Source organism: Christiangramia flava JLT2011 (genome assembly GCF_001951155.1).
GTDB classification, from domain to species: domain Bacteria; phylum Bacteroidota; class Bacteroidia; order Flavobacteriales; family Flavobacteriaceae; genus Christiangramia; species Christiangramia flava.
This window is the reverse complement of record NZ_CP016359.1, coordinates 193,551-215,597: the sequence shown is the minus strand read 5'-3', so window position 1 is coordinate 215,597 and position 22,047 is coordinate 193,551. Positions and strand designations below refer to the sequence as shown.

The window sequence follows — 22,047 nt, the reverse complement described above, 5'->3', positions numbered from 1 at the left end:
ACGTGGAACTATGGAAGTAAAAACAGCAAGTTTTGAGAAAAAGGAGACGGAAAAAGTAACAGTTTCGGGAGCTGAAGCGGTTATCAAATGTCTGCTTGAGGAAGGCGTCGATACCATCTACGGTTATCCCGGAGGTGCGATCATGCCTGTCTACGATGAATTGTTCAAATACCAGGACAAGCTTCATCATGTACTCACGAGACACGAGCAGGGTGCAACGCACGCTGCGCAGGGTTACGCACGAGTCTCGGGAAGGGTCGGCGTTGCTGTGGCTACTTCAGGTCCCGGGGCTACCAACCTCGTAACAGGGATTGCCGATGCCATGATCGATTCCACTCCAATGGTTTGTATTACCGGGCAGGTAGGCTCTCATTTGCTGGGAAGTGATGCTTTCCAGGAAACCGATATTGTGGGTATTTCCACCCCCATTACCAAGTGGAATTACCAGATCACCCGCGCCGAAGAAATTCCGGAAGTGATGGCTAAGGCATTTTATATCGCCAGGTCAGGAAGACCAGGGCCAGTTTTGGTAGATATTACCAAAGACGCGCAGTTTGCCTCACTGGATTTCAGCTATAAAAAATGTTCAGGGATCAGGAGCTATAAACCCGTTCCCGAAGTAAATCTTCTTCAGGTAGAACGCGCTGCGGAAGTAATCAATAATGCCAAAAAACCCATGATCGTGTGGGGTCAGGGAGTTATCCTGGGTCATGCGGAAGATTTGCTCAAGAAAGTAGTTGAAAAAGCCGGAATTCCGGCGGCCTGGACCATTTTGGGCCTTTCCGCACTGGAAACTGAACATCCGCTGAATGTAGGAATGGTTGGGATGCATGGAAATTACGCACCCAATGTTTTGACCAATGAGTGCGATGTGTTGATCGCCATCGGGATGCGTTTCGATGACCGGGTTACCGGTAACCTGGAGACTTATGCCAAGCAGGCAAAAGTGGTTCATTTTGAGATCGACCCGGCGGAAGTCAATAAAAATGTGACAGCCGATTATCCGGTTCTGGGAGACGTTAAAGAAACTCTGAAAGTGCTTTTGGAACTGCTGAATGAAAATGACCATTCTCAGTGGCACAATCAGTTTAAAGAATTATATAAAGAGGAATATAAAAAAGTCATCAGTCACAATCTGGATGTTTCCAAGCCAGATATTCATATGGCTGAGGTGATTCGCGAAATCAACAAAATGTCTAAAGGTGATGCGGTGATCGTTTCAGATGTAGGGCAACACCAGATGAAGGCCTGTCGGTACGGTAAATTCAACCAGACGCGGAGCAATGTGACTTCCGGAGGTTTGGGAACCATGGGGTTTGCGCTTCCGGCGGCAATCGGAGCCAAAATGGCTGCTCCGGAAAGAGAAGTGGTAGCAGTGATCGGCGATGGCGGTTACCAGATGACCATCCAGGAACTGGGAACAATTTTTCAAACTAAGGTACCGGTGAAAATTGTGGTTTTAAATAACGGTTTTCTCGGAATGGTTCGCCAGTGGCAGCAGTTGTTCTTTGATAAAAGATATGCTTCTACTGAAATGGTTAACCCAGATTTTGTGACGATCGCCAAGGGATATCATATTAAAACCTGCCGCGTGACCGAAAGAGCTGAACTGGCAGCTGCGGTCAAAGAAATGATGGAAAGCGATGAGGCTTTCTTCCTTGAAGTAAAAGTTGAACAGGAAGAGAACGTGTTCCCAATGGTTCCAACCGGGGCATCAGTATCAGACATATTATTGGAATAATGGAAAAGAAGAATTTTACCGTATCGATATACACCGAAAATAATTTGGGTCTTTTGAGCCGTATCGCGGCGATCTTCCTGAAAAGACATATCAATATTGAAAGTATTACAGCGTCGCCCAGTGAGGTGACCGAGGTGATGCGCTTTATCATTATTGTAAATGTGACCGAAGAGCAGATCAAAAAGATCGTGGGCCAGATCGAAAAGCAAATCGAGGTGATCCGTGCTTTTTATCATACTACGGAAGAAACCATATACCAGGAAACCGCGCTTTATAAGATCAAATCTGAAGAATTCCTGAATGATCACAACATTCAGGATTTTATTAAGGAAACCAACGCGCGTATTGTAACCGTGACCAAAGAGTTTTTCGTGGTGGAAAAAACCGGCAAACACCGGGAGATCAATCAGCTTTACGAAACTTTAAAACCTTATGGTTTGATGCAGTTCGTTCGCTCCGGCACCATTGCCGTGACCAAGAACGAAATGCCCATTTCAGAAATATTAGAAAAATTTAATACTACAAATTCATTATCATGACGAACTATTTTAACAGTCTTTCTTTACGCGATCAATTAGCCCAGCTGGGAACCTGCCGTTTCATGGAGCTGGATGAGTTCAGCGACGGAGTGGCTGCTTTAAAAGGAAAGAAAATAGTTATCGTGGGCTGTGGCGCCCAGGGACTTAACCAGGGTCTGAACATGCGGGACAGCGGTTTGGACATTTCTTATGCGCTTCGCGAAGGAGCTATTCAAGAGAAGAGACAATCCTGGAAAAACGCTACTGAAAATAATTTTACTGTTGGTACATACGAGGAATTGCTTCCGGAGGCAGACCTGGTCATCAATCTTACGCCAGATAAACAACACACCCCGGTGATCAGTTCTATTATGCCACATATCAAAAAAGATGCAGTGCTATCTTATTCTCACGGTTTTAATATCGTGGAAGAAGGTATGCAGATTCGTGAGGATATCACCGTGATCATGGTGGCGCCAAAATGTCCCGGTTCAGAAGTTCGTGAAGAATATAAAAGAGGTTTTGGGGTCCCAACGCTGATTGCTGTGCATCCTGAAAACGATCCTCAGGGGATTGGTCTGGATTGGGCGAAAGCCTATGCATTTGCTACCGGAGGTCATAAAGCGGGAGTGCTTCAGTCTTCTTTTGTAGCCGAAGTGAAATCTGATCTTATGGGTGAGCAAACCATTCTCTGTGGAATGTTGCAAACCGGTTCGATCTTGACTTTTGACAAAATGGTGGCTGAAGGAGTAGAGCCGAAATATGCTTCCAAGCTTATTCAGTATGGTTGGGAAACGATTACGGAAGCTTTGAAACATGGTGGAATCACAACGATGATGGATCGTTTGTCAAATCCAGCTAAACTTCGCGCTTTTAAAATTTCAGAAGAATTGAAGGAACAGATGCGTCCGCTTTTTCAGAAGCACATGGATGATATTATTTCAGGAGCATTCAGTTCCAGGATGATGACCGACTGGAAAAATGATGATAAGGAATTGCTGACGTGGCGTGCAGAAACAGAAAATACCGCCTTTGAACAAACCGAAGCAACTTCCGAAGAAATTAAGGAACAGGAATATTTTGATAAAGGTGTCCTGATGGTTGCCATGGTAAAAGCGGGTGTGGAACTGGCTTTTGAGACAATGGTCGAAGCAGGAATTATCGCAGAATCGGCTTATTACGAGTCACTGCATGAAACTCCGCTGATCGCCAACACTATTGCCAGAAAGAAACTGTTTGAAATGAACCGTGTGATCTCTGATACTGCGGAATATGGCTGTTATTTATTTGATCATGCAGCCAAACCTCTGATCAAGGATTACGTCAATGGGCTGGAGCCTGAAGTTGCCGGAAAGACTTTTGGCGATGGATATAATGGAGTGGACAATCAGGAATTGATCGCGGTGAACGATGCTATTAGGAACCATCCGGTCGAGAAAGTGGGTGGTGTGCTGAGACAGGCGATGACCGCAATGAAGAAAATACATGCTTAATGAGTTTATTGCAGAAGGATATTTATAGACCAGATTTAAAAGATGTAAAGAAAGCGGCCGAGCGTATTTCCAAAGTAGTGGTGAATACGCCTCTGGCCGATTCTTTTACGTACAGCGCTAAATATGACGCCCGTATTTTATTTAAAAGAGAGGATCTGCAGCAGGTTCGTTCCTATAAAATTCGTGGTGCGTATAACAAAATATCCAGTCTGCCACAGGAACAACTTAAAAAAGGTGTGATTTGTGCCAGTGCGGGAAATCATGCCCAGGGAGTTGCTTTCGCCTGTAATAAATTAAAAACAAAAGGTGTTATTTACATGCCAATTACTACGCCCAGGCAGAAGGTCGAACAGACAAATATGTTTGGTGGGGAATGGGTTGAAGTGGTGCTAAAAGGTGACACTTTTGACGATTCTTATAAAAATGCTATCAAGCACGGTGAGAAGTTTGGCCAGGTTTTTATCCATCCGTTTGATGATGAAAAAGTGATCGAGGGACAGGCAACGATCGGGATGGAAATTCTGGAACAGGCTGATGGCCCGATAGATTATGTTTTTGCACCATTTGGTGGCGGCGGATTGCTGGCTGGATTGTCTTCCGTATTTAAACAGCTGAGTCCGAATACCAAGATTATTGGTGTAGAGCCGGAAGGAGCGCCATCCATGCTTTCTTCCATGAAAGCCGGAAAAGTGATTGAACTGAAAACGATAGAGCGCTTCGTTGATGGAGCAGCCGTTCAGAAAGTAGGTTCCAGGAATTTTGAGATCTGTAAAGAAAATCTGGATGCAATGATCACTGTTCCGGAGGGGAAAATTTGCCAGACGATTCTGGATCTTTATAACAAAGACGCAATCGTGGTGGAACCTGCCGGAGCGATGGCAATCTCAGCTTTAGATTCTTATGCGGAAGATTTAAAAGGGAAAACCGCAGTCTGTATTGTAAGTGGAAGCAATAACGACATTACCCGAACTGCTGAGATCAAAGAACGAGCTTTATTATATGCAGGGATCAAACATTATTTCATTATCAGTTTCCCACAAAGGGCAGGAGCTTTACGAGAATTCGTGGATAAAGTTCTGGGACCAAACGATGATATTACCCATTTTGAATATTCTAAAAAACATCATCGTGAAAACGGACCCGCTGTGGTGGGAATAGAATTGAACGATCCGGCTGACTTTGAGCCGCTGGTTGCCAGGATGAAAAAGAAGAACTTTTTTGGGGAATATCTCAATGATAAACCGAATTTATTTCAATTTTTAGTATAAAAATCTTGTTAAATCAAATTATTATGTACTTTTACTTTATGATTCTGAGACAAATAATATTGCAATCATATCACTTTAGGCCGCGCCGCAGTTAATCACGCGCCTAATTCTTCATTTTTATAATATTATTTGATCTTTATTTTGAACATTTTTTCCAGCATATTATTTAAGATTTTTATCAGTGTTTTCACTGATATTTCTCCTATGCGCCGCTTTCCCCGCCGCACGTAAGTGCGTGTATTCTATTATGGAACTTAGGTGAGTCCGGTTCCCCCTTCGAAAGATCAAAATCAAAATTATTTAAAAACTAAAATTTCTTAGCAAATGAAAATTGTCATTGCTAATAAATCTCATGCTTCTTACGCAGAAGAAATCTGCACTACTATTGAAGAATCGGCCAAGGTTCGCGGTACTGGTATCGCACGTCGAACTCCCGAATATGTCATTAGTAAAATGGAAAAAGGCAATGCAGTGATCGCCCTGGATGGCGAGAAATTTGCCGGTTTCTGTTATATCGAAACATGGAGTCATGAGAAATATGTGGCAAACTCAGGTTTGATCGTGCATCCGGATTATCGGCAGCATGGCCTGGCAAAAGACATCAAAAAGGTCATTTTCAAACATTCCCGCGAAAAGTATCCCAATGCAAAAATCTTCGGGATTACCACTGGCTTGGCGGTAATGAAGATCAATTACGAGTTGGGTTATCAACCGGTAACTTTTTCTGAATTGACCGATGATGAAGCTTTCTGGAAAGGATGCCAGACCTGTAAGAATTACGACATTCTAACCCGAACCGAGCGAAAAATGTGCTTGTGCACCGGTATGTTGTATGATCCGCAGAAGAAGAAGGAAGCTAAAGAAAAATCAAAGTTAAACGATAAAGCCTTTCACAGGCTCAAAAACATCAAGCAAACACTTTTTTACAAAAAGGAAAAACTTGAAAAAGAATAAATTATGAAGAAAGTCGTAATTGCCTATAGCGGTGGTTTGGACACCAGTTATTGCGCGAAATACCTCTCAGAAGAAGAAAATTTTGAAGTTCATGCGGTAAGCGTGAATACCGGTGGTTTTTCCGAAGAAGAGATCGAAAAGATCGGTTCCAATGCGAAAAAGATCGGAGCGGCAACCTATAAGAATATCGATGCGGTATCTTCGTTTTATAACAAAGTGGTTAAGTATCTCATCTACGGAAACGTTTTAAAGAATAACACCTATCCGCTTTCCGTAAGTGCCGAACGAATCGTACAGGCGCTGGAAATCATCAATTATGCAAAGGAAACCGGGGCTGAATATATCGCCCACGGAAGTACTGGTGCAGGAAATGACCAGGTGCGTTTTGATATGATATTTCAGCTTATTGCTCCAAATATTAAGATTATTACGCCTATCAGAGATAAAAAACTGACTCGCCAGGAAGAAATCGATTACCTGAAATCGAAAGGCGTGGAAATGAACTGGGAAAAAGCCAAATATTCGGTGAACAAAGGGCTTTGGGGAACCAGCGTGGGTGGTGCAGAAACGCTGACCTCTGAAAAACCACTTCCAGAGGAAGCTTATCCTTCCCAGTTAAAAGAAAAAGAGCCACAGCAAATTACCCTTGGATTCACGAAAGGAGAATTCACTTCTTTAAACGGAAAAGAAAATGCTCCGGAAAAGAATATTCAGCTTTTAGAAGAGATTGCGAAGCAATATGCGATCGGGCGTGATATCCATGTGGGCGATACCATAATCGGAATTAAAGGACGCGTTGGATTTGAAGCTGCCGCAGCGCAGATCATTATCAAATCTCATCATTTGTTGGAGAAGCATACCTTGAGCAAATGGCAATTACAGCATAAAGATTACCTGGCGAACTGGTATGGTACACATTTGCATGAAGGCCAGTATTTGGAACCGGTCATGCGTGATCTGGAAGCCTTTTTGGAAAGTTCCCAGAAGCAGGTAACCGGTGAGGTTTATGTGAGTTTGCATCCTTATCGTTTCCAGTTAGACGGAATAAGATCAGATTTTGATTTGATGAATTCCGGTTTCGGAAAATACGGGGAAGAGAACAATGCCTGGACGGCAGATGATGCTAAAGGATTTATCAAGATACTTTCCAATTCCGGGAAGATCTATCAATATGTAAAAGAAAAAGGATGATCAAGGCGGGAATTATTGGAGGCGCAGGATACACAGCCGGTGAGCTGATCAGGATTTTGCTGAATCATCCTGAAGCCGAAATTGACTTTGTTTACAGTACTTCACAACCGGGAAAACCTGTTTCGACCATTCATCAGGATCTCGCCGGTGAAACCGAGATTACATTTACCGATTCGATCAATAAGGACGCCGATGTTGTTTTTCTTTGCCTTGGCCACGGAAATTCTAAAAAGTTTTTAGCAGAAAACCACTTTTCTGAAAATACGAAGATCATCGACTTGAGTACCGATTTCAGAATGAATGGTGATCATGATTTTGTTTATGGCTTGCCTGAATTTTTTAAATCTGAAATTTTGTCGGCTAAAAATATCGCAAATCCGGGATGCTTTGCCACCGCCATCAGCCTGGCGATTTTACCGCTGGCTAAATCTGGTGAGATAAAATCTGACTGGCATGTGAATGCGGTTACCGGTGCGACTGGTGCAGGAACTTCCCTTTCAGATACCACGCATTTTACCTGGAGAGACAATAATTTTTCTTCCTATAAATCTTTTGGGCATCAGCATTTGAATGAAATAGGGCAGAGCTTGAAAATGCTGCAACCCGATTTTTCTTCCGAAGTAAATTTTATTCCGAACAGGGGGAATTTTTCCCGCGGAATTCATGCTACGGCTTATACCGAATATAATGGAAGCCTTGAAGACGCAAAAAAGCTTTATTCAGAAGTTTATTCTGAAGCACCCTTTACCCATTTAGTGGAAGATATCCATTTGAAACAGGTGGTGAATACCAATAAATGCCTTCTGAAACTGGAGAAATTCGGAGATAAGCTGCTTGTGACCAGCGTGATCGATAACCTGTTGAAAGGAGCTTCCGGGCAGGCGGTTCAGAATATGAATTTAATATTCGGTTTTCCTGAAGATGCAGGATTGAAATTGAAGGCCAGTTATTTTTAAAAAACAGAATTATGAAAATTGCCATTTTAGGAACCGGGAATCTTGGACTTTCTATCGCGAAAGGTTTAATATTCAGCAATGCTTTTACCAGCCTGTATCTAACCAAAAGAAATGCAGAGGGAATCAAGGATTATGAAGAGTATTCCAAAGTAAAAGTGACGAGCGATAACCGTGAAGCGGTTCAAAACGCAGATATTTTAATTTTTTCCGTTCAGCCAACCCAAATGGAAAGAATACTGGAGGAGATCAAGGATCTTTTAACCGAAAAGCACGTGATCATTTCTACCGTAACCGGATTTAAAATTCCGCGTATCGAGGAAATTGTTGGTGACCAGTTTATCATTCGTTCCATGCCAAATACGGCGATTGCTGTCGGTAAATCGATGACCTGTCTTTGTTCTAACGAAAAAGGGAAAAAGCGAATCGCGATTGCTGAAGCTATTTTCAATCGTTTAGGTACCAGTATCATTATTCCTGAAAATAAAATGCAGGCGGCCACGGTGATTTGTGCCAGCGGGATCGCATTCTGGATGCGTCTCATCCGCGCAACCACTCAGGGAGCTGTCCAACTCGGTTTTGACGCAAAAGACGCGCAGGAGCTTTCTATGCAAACCTGTTTAGGTGCCGCGAGCCTTTTGATCGAATCGGGCAAACATCCGGAAGAGGAAATCGATAAGGTAACTACGCCGCGAGGCTGTACTATTGAGGGACTGAATGAAATGGAGCATAATGGTCTAAGTTCTTCGCTGATCAAGGGACTGCAGGCTTCCTTTAAAAAGATCAATAATATTTCAGAAAAATAATATGGAGTTATTTGATGTTTATCCGTTATACGATATCACACCGGTGAAAGGTGAAGGTTGCTATGTGTATGATGAAAACGGAACAAAATACCTGGATCTGTATGGCGGTCACGCGGTGATTTCCATAGGGCATTCCCATCCAGAATATGTAAAGGCAATTTCAGACCAGGTTTCAAGACTTGGATTTTACAGTAATTCTATCAAAAACCTGATGCAACAAGAACTGGCCGATAAATTGGAAAAATTGGCCGGAATTGAGAATTATCAGTTGTTTTTGTGCAATTCGGGAGCTGAAGCGAATGAAAATGCCTTAAAGGTTGCCTCCTTTGAAACAGGAAAAAGCAAGATCATTTATTTCGATAATGCTTTCCACGGAAGAACTTCCGGGGTTGTTGCCGTTACCGATAATGAATCGATCAAAGCACCTTTTAACAAAGATCATCATGTGGTAAAATTGCCTTTTGGAGATGCTGAAGCTTTGACCGAAGCCATGCAGGAAGGTGACGTAGCCGCAATCATTTTTGAAATAATTCAGGGTGTAGGCGGTTTGGATGAAGCTGAAACCGCTTTTTATAAAAAAGCCGAAAAGTTATGTGAAAATTACGGTGCCATACTGATCGCTGATGAAGTGCAGGCTGGTTATGGAAGAACTGGTGATTTTTTCGCATTTCAGAAGCATGGCATCAGACCTGATATCATTTCCATCGCGAAAGGAATGGGAAATGGCTTTCCTATTGGCGGAGTTTTGATCGATAATAACATCAAAGCAAAATATGGAATGCTGGGAACGACTTTCGGCGGAAATCACCTGGCCTGCGCAGCTGGGATTTCAGTTTTAGATGTCATTGAAAAAGAGAACCTGATCGAGAACGCATCAGAACTTTCAGAATATATTCAGCAGAAAGCCAAAGAGATTCCGCAGATCAAAAAAGTTAAAGGCCGCGGACTCATGATCGGTCTGGAATTCGATTTTGAAGTAGCTGCTTTAAGAAAAGACCTGCTTTTCAATTACCAGATCTTCACAGGAGCTGCGAGCAATAAAAAACTGCTGCGAATTCTTCCGCCATTGAACATTCAAAAAGAACATTTTGAGGCTTTTTTCAAAGCATTGAAAACGGCTCTCGAAAACCATTAAAGTATAAGATTTTTCATGAAAAATTATTTTTCAACTCACGATATTCAAAATATTCAGGAACTGATTAACCAGGCATTAGAACTGAAAAAAAGCAATACCAGCCTGGAACTTGGAAAGGGAAAAACCCTTGGATTGTTATTTTTTAATCCGAGCCTTCGTACGCGTCTAAGCACCGAAAAAGCCGGGAAGCTACTTGGGATGGATGTGATGACGATGAATGCAGGAAAAGATGGATGGGCGCTGGAATTTGAAGATGGAGCGATCATGAATTCAGATAAAGCTGAACACATTAAAGAAGCTGCCGGGGTACTTTCTCAATACTGTGACATCATAGGCGTTCGTGCTTTTCCTGAACTGATTGATCGCGATAAAGATGAAGAAGAACAGGTTTTAAAGAGTTTTCAGAAATATGCCAGTGTTCCGGTAATTAACCTTGAAAGCGCTACCGGTCACCCTTTACAGGCATTGACCGATGCGATAACGATCACAGAGCTGAAGGACAAACCAAAACCAAAAGTGGTACTTACCTGGGCGCCGCATACCAAGGCATTACCACAATCGGTCCCGAATTCTTTTGCCGAGATCATGCAGAAGATCGATGTTGACTTTGTGATCACCAATCCAAAAGGATACGATCTGAATCCGAAAGTAACCGGTGATGTTAAAGTGATCCATGACCAGGAAGAAGCCTTGAAAGATGCCGATTTTGTGTATGTGAAGAACTGGAGTAGTTATGAAAACTACGGAAAAGTATTGTCTACGGAAAAAGACTGGACCTTCAATCAGCAGAAATTAAAACATACCAATAACGCGAAGGTGATGCATTGTTTGCCAGTTCGTAGAAACGTGGTGATCGCAGATGATGTTTTAGATAGTCCGAATGCTGTGGTTCTGCAACAAGCTGGAAACAGGACTTTTGCAGCGCAGGCTGTGATGAAACGAATTCTGGAAAATCTTGATTAAATGAAACAGCTGAAGGTCATAAAAATAGGAGGGAAGCTCATTGAAGATGAGGGAAAACTTGCAGATTTTCTGAATGATTTCGCCAAATTGAAAGGACCAAAAATCCTGGTTCATGGCGGTGGAAACATGGCAACCGAAATCGCCGGAAAACTAGGTTATGAAACCAAAATGGTTGATGGCAGGAGAATTACCGATGAAAATTCTATGGCAGTGATTACCATGGTTTATGGTGGATTGATAAATAAGAATATCGTCGCCAAACTTCAGAATAGAAATGTGAATGCTATTGGGTTATGTGGTGCCGATGGAAAAGCCATTGTATCTAAAAAACGTCCTGTAAAAGAAATCGACTTCGGATTCGTGGGGGATATTGAAAATATCAATTCAGAATTTATTCTGAATCTCTTGGAGCAAGGTATCACGCCGGTTTTTTCCGCAATTTCTTATAGCGAAACCGGGGAGTTGTTCAATACAAATGCTGATTCTGTAGCTTCGGAAATTGCTGTGGCGATGAGTAAGGAAATGGAAACGGAGCTGCTATATTGTTTTGAAAAGAAAGGTGTTCTGGCGGATATCGATAATGAAACTTCGATCATTGAGAAGATTGATGCAGAGGAATATCAGAGCTTACTCGAGCAGAAGGTCATCAGCGACGGAATGCTGCCCAAACTACATAATTGTTTCCAGGCAATAGAGAAAGGTGTACAAACTGTAAGATTAGGCGATATGCATTTACTTCGACCAGAATCCAAACATACCAAAATACTAAGTTCATGAAATTAGAAGAATTACAGCAGAAAGCTAATGAATTGCTGAAAGATTTGATTCAGACCCAATCCTTTTCCGGTGAAGAAGAACACACAGCACAACTGCTTGAAAACTGGATGCAGGACTTCGGAATTCAATATGAAAGACATTTGAACAATGTTTGGGCAAAAAACGATCATTTTGATGATTCAAAACCCACCTTGTTACTCAATTCCCATCACGATACGGTCCGTCCCAATAAAGGTTATACTCGCGACCCTTTTAAAGCGGAAATAATCGACGGGAAATTATTCGGGCTAGGTAGTAATGATGCCGGGGGCTGTCTGGTTTCCTTACTGGCAACTTTTACCTGGTTTTATCAGTATGATGAGCTGGATTACAACATCATTTTCGCTGGAACTGCGGAAGAGGAGACCAATGGCAAGAACGGGATAGCCTGTATGCTTCCAATTATGCCAAAAATTGATGTGGCAATCGTGGGAGAACCAACGTTGATGAATCTGGCAATTGCTGAAAAAGGACTGGTTGTTTTCGACGCGAAAGTGAAAGGAACACCTTCTCATGCCGCACATCCGAACGATAATAACTGTATTTATAAATCAGCTAAGGCGTTACAATGGTTTGAAAACTTCAGTTTTCCGCAAATTTCCGAAGTTCTTGGAGAGGTAAAACTCACCGTCACCCAGATCAAAGCGGGAACCCAGCATAATGTAGTTCCGGCAGATGTAGACCTGGTAATAGACGTTCGGGTAAATGACAAGTATTCCAATGCTGAAGTCGCCGAAATTTTACAAAAACAGGCGCCTGTTGATGAAATTGTACCAAGGTCATTACGCTTAAATTCCTCATCGATTCCAAAGGATCATATTCTGGTGAAAGCCGGGATTGAACTAGGCATGGAAACTTACGGATCGCCTACACTTTCAGATCAGGCAATGCTCAGTTGTCCGTCGCTTAAATTAGGGCCGGGCGATTCAACCAGATCACATTCCGCAGATGAATTCATTTATGTGAAAGAGATCGAGGAAGGCATTGAAAAATATATCAAACTGCTTGAAAAAGCATTAGAGAGGTAACTTTTATAAGCTTCGACAGACTCAGTTAAACAATAAAATTACGTCAGGCTGAATTTATTAAACTAGTTCAGGATGGCTCTGACTAAAACCAAAAAATTATGAAACTCTGGGATAAAGGTATTTCCATAGATAAAAAGATCGAAAAGTTTACGGTTGGTAATGATCGTGAACTGGATATGTTTCTGGCAGAATATGATCTAACGGCTTCGGAAGCGCATGCTAAAATGCTTGGGAAAGTCGGGATACTTTCTGAAAAAGAAGTTGAAGATCTTGTGGCTGAAATTGATAATCTGAAACAACAGCTGCAAAATGGCAATTTTGTGATCGAAAAGGATTTTGAAGATGTTCATTCCAAGATCGAATATGAACTGACTCAAATACTGGGTTACACCGGGAAAAAGATTCATACTGCACGTTCCCGAAATGACCAGGTTCTTGTTGCGATGCAATTATATTTTAAGGACAATTTGCAGGAGATCATCGCAAAAACCAAAAACCTGATCAGCATTCTTTTGGATCTTGCTGAAGAACATAAGGAAAAGGTTCTTCCGGGATATACGCATTTACAGGTTGCGATGCCGTCTTCTTTTGGACTATGGTTTTCGGCTTATGCTGAAATCCTGATCGACGATTTGTATTTACTGGAAGCCGGGATGAAGGTGGTAGATCAGAATCCGCTTGGTTCGGCTGCAGGTTATGGCTCATCTTTTCCTATTGACAGGCAATTCACGACAGACGAACTTGGGTTTGCTACACTGAAATACAATGTTGTTGCGGCACAAATGAGCCGTGGGAAGTGTGAGCGAACTGTGACCTCTAATATTACTTCTATAGCCAATACCTTATCGCGATTTGCGATGGATATCTGCCTGTATATGAGCCAGAATTTCAGTTTTATCTCTTTTCCTGATGAGTTAACGACCGGTTCGAGCATCATGCCGCATAAGAAGAACCCGGATGTTTTTGAATTGATTAGAGGAAAATGCAATAAACTTCAGTCAATTTCCAATGAAATGATCCTGATCACCAATAACCTGCCTAGTGGTTATCACCGAGATTATCAGCTTATAAAAGAGAACAGTATTTATTCCGTAGAAAATATGAAAGAGATTCTGGATATTTTCTCCCATTCCATCGCCCAGATCGAAGTAAATGACATAAGCCTTTCCGACGAAAAATATAAATACCTCTTTACAGTTGACAGTATTAATGACCTTGTAATGCAGGGTCAGTCGTTTCGTGATGCTTATAAGGAGATAGGGGGGCAGGTTCAGAATAATACCTATGAGCCTGTTGCGCTAAAGGAGCATACACATTTGGGGAGTAAGGACAACCTCGCCCTGGAAGAGATTCGGAAAAAGATGTCATAAAAAAACCTCCTGAAAGTCCGAAGACAATCAGGAGGTCAAAACATAAATGAACAAAATTTAAATTATCGTCATTTGCCCAAAATTGAGATTTTCGTTGTTGATCATGTGATTTTCCGTATCACTGATCACACTTTCCAAAAAGTCTCCAACTTTAGACGTTGAATAATGATTGTCTTTATTAATATCTGGAGTACACACATTTAGTGCTATACTCATTTCCACTGCTTTGCGAATTGATAGGGCTTCAGCATTCAATCCAAAATTTTCCAGCAACATAGCCGCCGAAAGAATGGATGCTACCGGGTTTGCAATTCCTTTTCCGGCCGCTTGCGGATAAGAACCGTGAATCGGCTCGAATAAAGCTACTTCAGCTCCTACGGAAGCAGATTCTAACAATCCGATACTTCCTCCAATCACACTGGCTTCATCTGAAATGATATCTCCGAACATATTTTCAGTAAGGATCACATCAAACTGTTTCGGATTTAAGATCATCTGCATCGCAGCGTTGTCTACAAAAAGAAAATCCAGGTCGATTTCAGGAAACTCCTTTTCAGCAAGAGTTGTCACGGTTTTGCGCCACAAACGGGAGGTTTCCAGAACGTTGGCTTTGTCTACCAGCGTCACTTTTTTACCTCTGGTTTTTGCAGCCTCGAAAGCCAGGCGCGCAATGCGCTCAATTTCAGTTACAGAATAGGTGCAAAGATCTGATGCAGTCTGCCCATCTTTACTGGTGCTTTTTTCACCAAAGTAGATTCCTCCTGTCAATTCCCGAAAAATGACCATATCGGCACCTTTAATATTTTCAGCTTTTAATGGAGAACGGTCAATTAGCGCATCGTAAGCCTTGACCGGCCTGATATTGGCAAATAAGCCCAGTTCTTTCCTTAATTTCAATAAACCCTGTTCCGGTCGCACTTTTGCGGAAGGATCGTTGTCGTATTTTGGATCTCCAATTGCCCCGAAAAGTACAGCATCAGAATTCTTACATAATTCCAAAGTGGCATCCGGCAGCGGATTCCCCAACAAATCTATTGCTGCCGCACCGACCACAGCTTCTTCAAAATAGAAATCATGATCAAATCGATCTGCTACGGCTGTCAACACTTTTACTGATTGCTGTACGATTTCAGGACCAATCCCGTCTCCGGGAAGAACAGCTATATTCAACTTCATTCTAGTAGGGTTTTAAACAGTTTTTTCCAGCTTTTCAGAGCTGCTTTTTTCTTTTTCATAATTCTTTATAGCATCCAGTTTGCTCACCAGGAAGTCGATATCGTCGTACCCATTGATCAAACAGGTTTTTTTATAAGGGTCAATTTTAAAGGATTCTTTTTCACCGGTTCCGGTAATTTCGATCTCTTGGTTCTCAAGGTCTACCTTAATTTCTTCGGAAGGATTTGCCGTCACCGCAGTAAATATATCCTGAAGAAAATCTTCGCTCACCTGTACCGGTAAAAGTCCATTATTCAGGGCATTTCCTTTAAAGATATCCGCGAAATAGCTCGAAACCACTACCTTAAAGCCATATCCTTTGATCGCCCAGGCGGCGTGTTCCCTGCTGGAACCACAGCCAAAGTTATTTCCTGCAACCAGAATGGAGCCTTTATAAGTTGGATCGTTCAAAGCAAATTCTTCATTTACTGAACCGTCTTTGTTGAATCTCCAGTCCCGGAAAAGATTATCACCAAATCCGGCTTTATCGGTAGCCTTTAGAAATCGAGCAGGAATGATCTGATCGGTATCCACATTTTCCATGTCTAAAGGCACGACTGTATCTGTAAGTGTTGTAAACTTTTCCATTTTAATTCAGGCTTTTGGTAAAATCAACAAGTTTTCCTGCAACGGCTGTCGCAGCAGCAGTTAACGGACTTGCCAAAATGGTTCTGGAACCCTGTCCCTGTCTTCCTTCAAAATTTCGGTTGCTGGTTGATACACAATATTCACCTTCCGGAATTTTATCATCGTTCATAGCCAAACAAGCTGAGCAACCCGGTTGTCTTAGTGTAAATCCTGCTTCTTCAAAAACCTTATCCAGGCCTTCTTCTTTGATCTGCGTGGCAACCTGCCTTGATCCAGGAACGATCAAAGCGTTCACATTTTCAGCTTTTTGTTTTCCTTTTATATAAGATGCAGCTACTCGGAAATCTTCAATTCGAGAATTGGTACAACTTCCTATAAAAACCCAGTTTATGGTTTTATCGATCAGAATTTCTCCCGGCTTAAAATTCATGTAAGCCAGTGCTTTTGAGTCACTTTTATTTCCTTCTAACGGAATGGATCCTGTTAGTTTGATTCCCATTCCAGGATTGGTTCCGTAAGTGATCATTGGTTCAATATCTTCTGCATCAAAAGAGTATTCCTGATCAAATTCTGCATCTTCATCGGTCTTTAATGTCTTCCAGTAAGAAACCTGTTTTTCGAATTGTTCCCCTTTAGGAGCAAACTCGCGACCTTTAACATACTCAAAAGTAGTTTCATCAGGAGCGATAAGTCCGCCACGCGCACCCATTTCGATACTCATATTACAAACGGTCATACGACCTTCCATAGACATTTCTTCAAATACATTTCCGGCATATTCACAGAAATATCCGGTTCCGGAATTGGTTCCAAGCTGGCTGATGATATACAGGATCACGTCCTTTGGAAGCACTCCTTTTTTGAGTTTTCCATTAACATTCACCCGAAGTTTTTTCGGCTTTTCAACCAGTAAACATTGGCTTGCAAAAACCTGGGCAACCTGGCTGGTACCGATACCGAAGGCAATCGTTCCGAATGCGCCGTGAGTTGAAGTGTGACTGTCACCACAAACAATGGTCATTCCAGGTTGGGTAATTCCCAATTCTGGCGCCATCACGTGAACGATCCCATTATAAGGATGGCCGAGGCCATACAGCGTAATATCATTTTCTTCGCAGTTTTGCGAAAGTTCTTTCAATTGTTTTCTTGACAAAAGGTCCTTAACCGGTAAATGCTGATTTTGTGTAGGCGTATTATGATCGGCCGTGGCCACGATCTGATCTGGTCTGGCCACAGGAATTTTTCGCTCCTTCAATTCATTAAAAGCCTGCGGACTCGTTACTTCGTGTATCAGATGTTTATCGATGTACAAAATATCCGGACCGTCAGGAATACTTTCAACTACATGAGCATCCCAAATTTTATCAAATAATGTCTTTTTCATTAAGCTATAGCTCTTGCATTTTTACGATAGATCTCCATGATTGTATGGATATCGGTATCGGCAACTTCTTTTTTCTGATCTGCGAAATTCAAGAATTCGTGGTAAACCACGTCCAATTCCAATTTCGTTAGGTTATAACCCATTTTCTTGGCTTTGTACGCTAAAGCGGCACGACCACTACGGGCTGTTAAAACAATAGCCGACTCGGTAACCCCTACGTCGGCTGGATCTATGATTTCGTATGTTTCTCTGTTCTTTATGACGCCATCCTGGTGAATTCCGGAACTGTGAGCAAAGGCATTGGCCCCGACGATCGCTTTGTTAGGCTGGACGTACATACCCATTTCCCTGGAGACCATTTTACTGGTGTCAAACAATAACTTCGGGTTAATGTTCGTATTTAAATTTAAGGTAGGGTGTTGTCTTAAGATCATTACGACTTCTTCCAAAGACGTATTACCGGCTCTTTCACCTATACCGTTTATGGTGCACTCAATTTGTCTGGCGCCATTTGCCACTCCTGAAATCGCATTGGCTGTAGCCAATCCAAGATCGTTGTGACAGTGACAGGAAATGATCACATTCTCGATTCCTGGTACATGGTCTTTCAAGAACTTGATCTTACGCCCATAATCCTCCGGAAGGCAATAGCCGGTCGTATCAGGGATATTCAGTACGGTGGCTCCGGCCTTCACTACTTCAGCACAAACTTTTGCCAGGAACTCATTATCAGTTCTACCCGCATCTTCCGCGTAAAATTCCACGTCATCTACATATTTTTTGGCATAGGCAACGGCTTCTGCGGCGCGATCGATAATTTCAGATCTTGAGGAGTTGAATTTGTATTTGATGTGAGAATCAGAAGTTCCAATTCCCGTATGAATTCTAGGTTTTCTGGCATACTGAAGTGCTTCCGCAGCTACTTCAATATCTTTTTTAACGGCACGGGTGAGTCCACAAACAGCAGCATTTTTTACGAGTTTGGAAATCTCGGTAACCGACTGAAAATCTCCAGGGCTCGAAACCGGAAAACCGGCCTCAATCACATCTACTCCCAGTTCATCCAGTCTCGCAGCGATTTTCAACTTTTGTTGAGTATTCAATTTGCAGCCGGGGACCTGTTCGCCATCCCTCAATGTAGTGTCAAAAATTTCTACCTTTTCTGTGCTCATATGAGATTTATTTTACTTTATCTTTATCTAAAGTATTGGAAAACATACGCTTCAAACCCCATTTTTTGGAAACTGTTACGATAGTTAATTGTTCTTTTTTTGAATGTAAATTATTGAAAAACAGTGTTTTAAAAATATATTGATTACAATGACCAATGACTTAACCGAAAATCTATTTTCTCTGATAAAGTCCTTATCAGCTTCAGAAAAGAGGCAATTTTCACTTTATGTTGGCCGTATTGGCGTAAATGCCGATAGCAAGTTTCTGAATTTATATAAGGTGATTTCCCGTCAGAAAAAATATGACGAAAAGGAAATTCTTGATAAAACGAAGATCAGCAAACAGCAACTTTCCAACGTCAAGTCCCATTTATATAAGCAACTTTTAATCTCCCTTCGATTGAACCCTGTTCACCAGGATATTCCTATCCAGATCAGGGAACAACTGGATTTTGCCTGGATCCTGTACCACAAGGGATTGTACAAACAAAGCCTGAAACTGCTTGATAAGGTGAAAACCCAGGCGCTTACGTATGAAGAGAAGAATGTTGCCTATGAAATCCTGGAGCTGGAAAAGATCATTGAATCACAATATATCACACGTTCGATCAAGAACCGGGCAGACAGCCTTATCAGGCAAACCGAGGAGCTGAACTATCTCAACCTTATTTCGGGAAAACTGTCTAATTTATCGCTGGAGTTGTATTCCATTTTCCTGAAAATGGGATATTGCCGTACCGAGGAAGAAGCGGCAGACATCAAAGCTTATTTTCAGAAGCAGTTACCAGAATACACCTTCAGTGAGCTGGGGTTTCGGGAAAGATTGTGGTTGTATAAGGCAAATTTGTGGTATAGCTTTTTAATACAGGATTTTTTGGGTTGCTACCGCTATTCGATGAAATGGAACGATCTTTTTAAGGAATATGAACATCTCATCCCCATTCACCCGGTTTCTTACCTGAAAGGGAACCACTATCTGTTGGAATCGCTTTTTTACCTTAATCATACTGAGCTTTTCGAAAAAACGCTTAAACACCTGGAAGATTCGCTGCGGAACCCAAAAATTCCGCATGATGACAATATTGCCGCGCTGGCCTTTTTGTATGTGTATTCCAATAAGCTGAATTTACGTTTTATGAAAGGGCAGTTCAGCAATGCCGAAGAATTGATCGAGAAGATCTCTAAAAAGATCGATAAATTCAAGGACCGCCTGGACGAACACCATATCATGATCTTTTATTATAAAATCGCCTGTTTATATTTTGGCGACGGAAATAATAAAAAATGTATCGAATTCCTGAAAAAGATCATCAATAATAAATCTTTGGAAATGCGTGAGGATCTCATGTGTTTTGCGAGAATTCTGAATCTGGTAGCGCACTATGAGGCCGGCCTGGATTATCACCTGGACAGCCTGGTAAAATCTACGTACCGGTTCCTGATCAAAATGAATGATCTTCATGAAGTTCAGAAGGAAATGATCAAATTCCTGAGAAATTTACCTGACGTCTCCCCGCTGAATATCAAGGATGAGTTCCGAGAACTGCACGGAAAACTGAAGAAATATGAAGATCATCCTTTTGAACGCAGGGCATTTTTATATCTTGACATCATTTCCTGGCTGGAAAGCAAAATTGAAAACCGTCCGGTGAAGGAAATTATCAAAGAGAAGAACCAGGAATTTTCGCGCTAATTGCACTCAAACAAAAATCACATTTTCAATATCCTCCAGCTCAACTTGGCAGTGCTGATTATCAGTACTTCCGGGGTTTTGGGAAGGTATATCAGCTTGTCACCGCCGGTGACTATTTTTTTTCGAACACTGGTGGCCAGTGTGCTATTTTTTGTTTTTCTGAAATTGCGCAAGCAAAGCCTGAAACTGGAAAACTGGGCAGATGTTGGAAAAGTCTTGCTGGCTGGGGTCTTTCTCTGCCTGCATTGGGTGACTTATTTCTATTCCCTGAGATTGTCTAATGTGGCAATTGGATTGTTGTCATTGTTCACCTATCCCGTGATCACCGCATTTTTGGAACCCATTATTCTGAAAACCGGTTTCCGCAAACTGCACCTGGCACTTGGGGTCCTGGTTTTGACCGGAGTCTATTTTCTTACGCCCGATATCGATTTTGAAAATTCCTATTTTATCGCTGTCCTCTTCGGAATGGTTTCCGCAGTTTTTTACTCGCTTCGGAATATTATTATGAAACCGAAAATTCAGAAATACAACGGCTCGGTTTTGATGCTTTATCAGATTGCGACCGTGTGCGTTTGCCTCATTCCCGCAGCATTCATTGCTGATCTTCCGCAGGTGATAGGGCAGTGGAAGCCACTGCTGGTCCTGGCCATTTTGACCACCTGCATTGGTCACACACTTTTCCTGATGAGTTTTCGGAATTTTTCCATTACCACAGCCAGTATCATGAGCAGCATTCAGCCTGTCTACGGAATTTTGCTCGGAATATTGTTTCTGGAAGAAATTCCCGGTACCGAGACGATTATAGGCGGTACGCTGATTATTAGCGCCGTAGTGATTGAAAGTCTGTTTTCTTTTAAAAGAGCGGCCTAATGAAGCAATGCGCTGAACGTATCCCGCTGGTTCATATCTCCAGATCGGTATCCTTTCATAAACCACTCCATGCGTTGTTTGGAAGTTCCATGCGTAAAGGAGTCGGGGTTGACATTTCCTGAAACCCTGCGCTGGATGGCGTCATCACCAACGGCATTCGCGGCGCTTAGTGCTTCCTCGATATCGCCTTCCTGCAAATATTCCTGGTTGTAGTGCGCCCAGATACCGGCATAAAAATCGGCCTGAAGTTCCATCGCAACAGAGAGTTCATTGGCTTCAGTCTGGCTGCTTTGCTGTTGCAATCTTCGTACTTCGCTGGCGGTTCCCAGCACATTCTGAACATGATGCCCAACCTCATGAGCGATCACGTAGGCAATTGCAAAATCCCCGCCTTTTGCTCCGAAACGGGTGCGTAGTTCTTCAAAAAAAGTGAGGTCCATATACACTTTCTGATCGGCAGGACAATAGAAAGGGCCGGTGGCGGCTGAAGCGTTTCCGCAGCCGGTGCGCACAGCATCCGAAAAAAGCACCATTCCTGGTTCGTTGTAGGTCATATTCTGGGAGGCAAAGATCTCGTTCCAAACATCTTCCGTATCGGCAAGAACTACTTCTGTAAAATCGCCCAGCTCTTTTTCTTCCGCAGTAAGTTCACGCTGCTCTGTTTGGCTGGTTCCGGGGTCCTGGAGCTGTTCCAGTACTGATACATCACCGTCGCTCAGCACAAACTGCGCAATAACGAAGATCAGGCCAATGATTCCACCGCCGGCAACTAGTTTTCCGCGACCAGACATCCCGCGCCGATCTTCTACGTTTGAACTTTGTCTTCTACCTTTCCATTTCATGATATAAATTTTAAGCAGAACTAAATTACTAATAAAATAGATTT

Annotated in this window: 20 protein-coding genes; 15 read left to right on the top strand and 5 right to left on the bottom strand. The window is 42.3% G+C overall.

Annotated elements, in window-relative coordinates; all coding sequences use genetic code 11:
- The first annotated feature begins 10 nt into the window (after window positions 1-10).
- The 13 genes from ilvB (at window position 11) to argH (ending at window position 14,236) form a co-directional block, all read left to right on the top strand.
- Complete coding sequence (gene ilvB / locus GRFL_RS00875) at window positions 11-1,741, top strand: biosynthetic-type acetolactate synthase large subunit (protein ID WP_083642640.1); 1,731 nt, start codon at window positions 11-13, stop codon at window positions 1,739-1,741.
- The gene (gene ilvN, locus GRFL_RS00870; protein WP_083642639.1) at window positions 1,741-2,280 is read left to right on the top strand and encodes an acetolactate synthase small subunit; all 540 of its coding nucleotides are present in this window, start codon (window positions 1,741-1,743) and stop codon (window positions 2,278-2,280) included. The genes ilvB and ilvN overlap by 1 nt, the downstream gene beginning before the upstream one ends.
- Window positions 2,277-3,752 (top strand): ketol-acid reductoisomerase, encoded by a 1,476-nt coding sequence (gene ilvC, locus GRFL_RS00865; RefSeq protein WP_083642637.1) that lies wholly within the window; start codon window positions 2,277-2,279, stop codon window positions 3,750-3,752. Before ilvN ends, ilvC begins: the two co-directional genes overlap by 4 nt.
- On the top strand, window positions 3,752-5,020 hold the full coding sequence (ilvA, locus tag GRFL_RS00860) for a threonine ammonia-lyase IlvA (protein ID WP_083642635.1): 1,269 nt from the start codon (window positions 3,752-3,754) through the stop codon (window positions 5,018-5,020). The genes ilvC and ilvA overlap by 1 nt, the downstream gene beginning before the upstream one ends.
- Before the next feature lie 324 nt (window positions 5,021-5,344).
- On the top strand, window positions 5,345-5,974 hold the full coding sequence (locus tag GRFL_RS00855; protein ID WP_083642634.1) for a GNAT family N-acetyltransferase: 630 nt from the start codon (window positions 5,345-5,347) through the stop codon (window positions 5,972-5,974).
- A 3-nt stretch (window positions 5,975-5,977) separates the two neighbouring features.
- Window positions 5,978-7,165, top strand: coding sequence for an argininosuccinate synthase (gene argG / locus GRFL_RS00850; protein WP_083642632.1), 1,188 nt, complete (start codon window positions 5,978-5,980; stop codon window positions 7,163-7,165).
- Window positions 7,162-8,121 carry an N-acetyl-gamma-glutamyl-phosphate reductase gene (argC, locus tag GRFL_RS00845; RefSeq protein WP_083642631.1) on the top strand — a complete coding sequence of 320 codons (960 nt, stop codon included), beginning with the start codon at window positions 7,162-7,164 and terminating at the stop codon, window positions 8,119-8,121. The genes argG and argC overlap by 4 nt, the downstream gene beginning before the upstream one ends.
- Before the next feature lie 11 nt (window positions 8,122-8,132).
- Window positions 8,133-8,924, top strand: coding sequence for a pyrroline-5-carboxylate reductase (proC, locus tag GRFL_RS00840; RefSeq protein ID WP_083642629.1), 792 nt, complete (start codon window positions 8,133-8,135; stop codon window positions 8,922-8,924).
- 1 nt (window position 8,925) lies between these two features.
- Complete coding sequence (locus GRFL_RS00835) at window positions 8,926-10,059, top strand: aspartate aminotransferase family protein (RefSeq protein WP_083642628.1); 1,134 nt, start codon at window positions 8,926-8,928, stop codon at window positions 10,057-10,059.
- 15 nt (window positions 10,060-10,074) lie between these two features.
- Entirely contained in the window at window positions 10,075-11,022 is a 948-nt protein-coding gene (locus GRFL_RS00830) for an N-acetylornithine carbamoyltransferase (protein WP_083642626.1), read from the top strand.
- Window positions 11,023-11,799: an acetylglutamate kinase gene (gene argB, locus GRFL_RS00825; RefSeq protein ID WP_083642625.1), complete on the top strand. Its 777-nt coding sequence runs from the start codon at window positions 11,023-11,025 to the stop codon at window positions 11,797-11,799. It begins immediately after the preceding gene.
- Complete coding sequence (locus GRFL_RS00820) at window positions 11,796-12,866, top strand: M20 family metallo-hydrolase (RefSeq protein ID WP_083642623.1); 1,071 nt, start codon at window positions 11,796-11,798, stop codon at window positions 12,864-12,866. The genes argB and GRFL_RS00820 overlap by 4 nt, the downstream gene beginning before the upstream one ends.
- Before the next feature lie 98 nt (window positions 12,867-12,964).
- Window positions 12,965-14,236, top strand: coding sequence for an argininosuccinate lyase (gene argH / locus GRFL_RS00815; protein ID WP_083642622.1), 1,272 nt, complete (start codon window positions 12,965-12,967; stop codon window positions 14,234-14,236).
- A gap of 57 nt (window positions 14,237-14,293) precedes the next feature.
- Here argH and leuB read toward each other — a convergent pair whose 3' ends face one another.
- Genes leuB through GRFL_RS00795 form a run of 4 tightly spaced genes read right to left on the bottom strand, consistent with a single transcriptional unit; the run spans window position 14,294 to window position 18,595 of the window.
- Complete coding sequence (gene leuB, locus GRFL_RS00810) at window positions 14,294-15,412, bottom strand: 3-isopropylmalate dehydrogenase (RefSeq protein WP_083642620.1); 1,119 nt, start codon at window positions 15,410-15,412, stop codon at window positions 14,294-14,296.
- Window positions 15,413-15,424: 12 nt separating this feature from the next.
- On the bottom strand, window positions 15,425-16,039 hold the full coding sequence (leuD, locus tag GRFL_RS00805; RefSeq protein WP_083642618.1) for a 3-isopropylmalate dehydratase small subunit: 615 nt from the start codon (window positions 16,037-16,039) through the stop codon (window positions 15,425-15,427).
- A gap of 1 nt (window position 16,040) precedes the next feature.
- The gene (gene leuC / locus GRFL_RS00800) at window positions 16,041-17,423 is read right to left on the bottom strand and encodes a 3-isopropylmalate dehydratase large subunit (protein ID WP_083642617.1); all 1,383 of its coding nucleotides are present in this window, start codon (window positions 17,421-17,423) and stop codon (window positions 16,041-16,043) included.
- Window positions 17,423-18,595, bottom strand: a complete 1,173-nt coding sequence (locus tag GRFL_RS00795; protein ID WP_083642615.1) for a 2-isopropylmalate synthase — start codon at window positions 18,593-18,595, stop codon at window positions 17,423-17,425. Before GRFL_RS00795 ends, leuC begins: the two co-directional genes overlap by 1 nt.
- 148 nt (window positions 18,596-18,743) lie before the next feature.
- Here GRFL_RS00795 and GRFL_RS00790 point away from each other — a divergent pair, with 148 nt between their 5' ends.
- Together GRFL_RS00790 and GRFL_RS00785 are read left to right on the top strand one after the other, a co-directional pair.
- Window positions 18,744-20,288 carry a hypothetical protein gene (locus tag GRFL_RS00790; RefSeq protein ID WP_083642614.1) on the top strand — a complete coding sequence of 515 codons (1,545 nt, stop codon included), beginning with the start codon at window positions 18,744-18,746 and terminating at the stop codon, window positions 20,286-20,288.
- Window positions 20,289-21,161, top strand: coding sequence for a DMT family transporter (locus GRFL_RS00785; protein ID WP_083642612.1), 873 nt, complete (start codon window positions 20,289-20,291; stop codon window positions 21,159-21,161).
- Here the strand turns inward: GRFL_RS00785 and ypfJ are convergent.
- Window positions 21,158-22,003 (bottom strand): KPN_02809 family neutral zinc metallopeptidase, encoded by an 846-nt coding sequence (ypfJ, locus tag GRFL_RS00780; RefSeq protein ID WP_083645903.1) that lies wholly within the window; start codon window positions 22,001-22,003, stop codon window positions 21,158-21,160. The genes GRFL_RS00785 and ypfJ overlap by 4 nt on opposite strands.
- Window positions 22,004-22,047 lie beyond the last annotated feature (44 nt).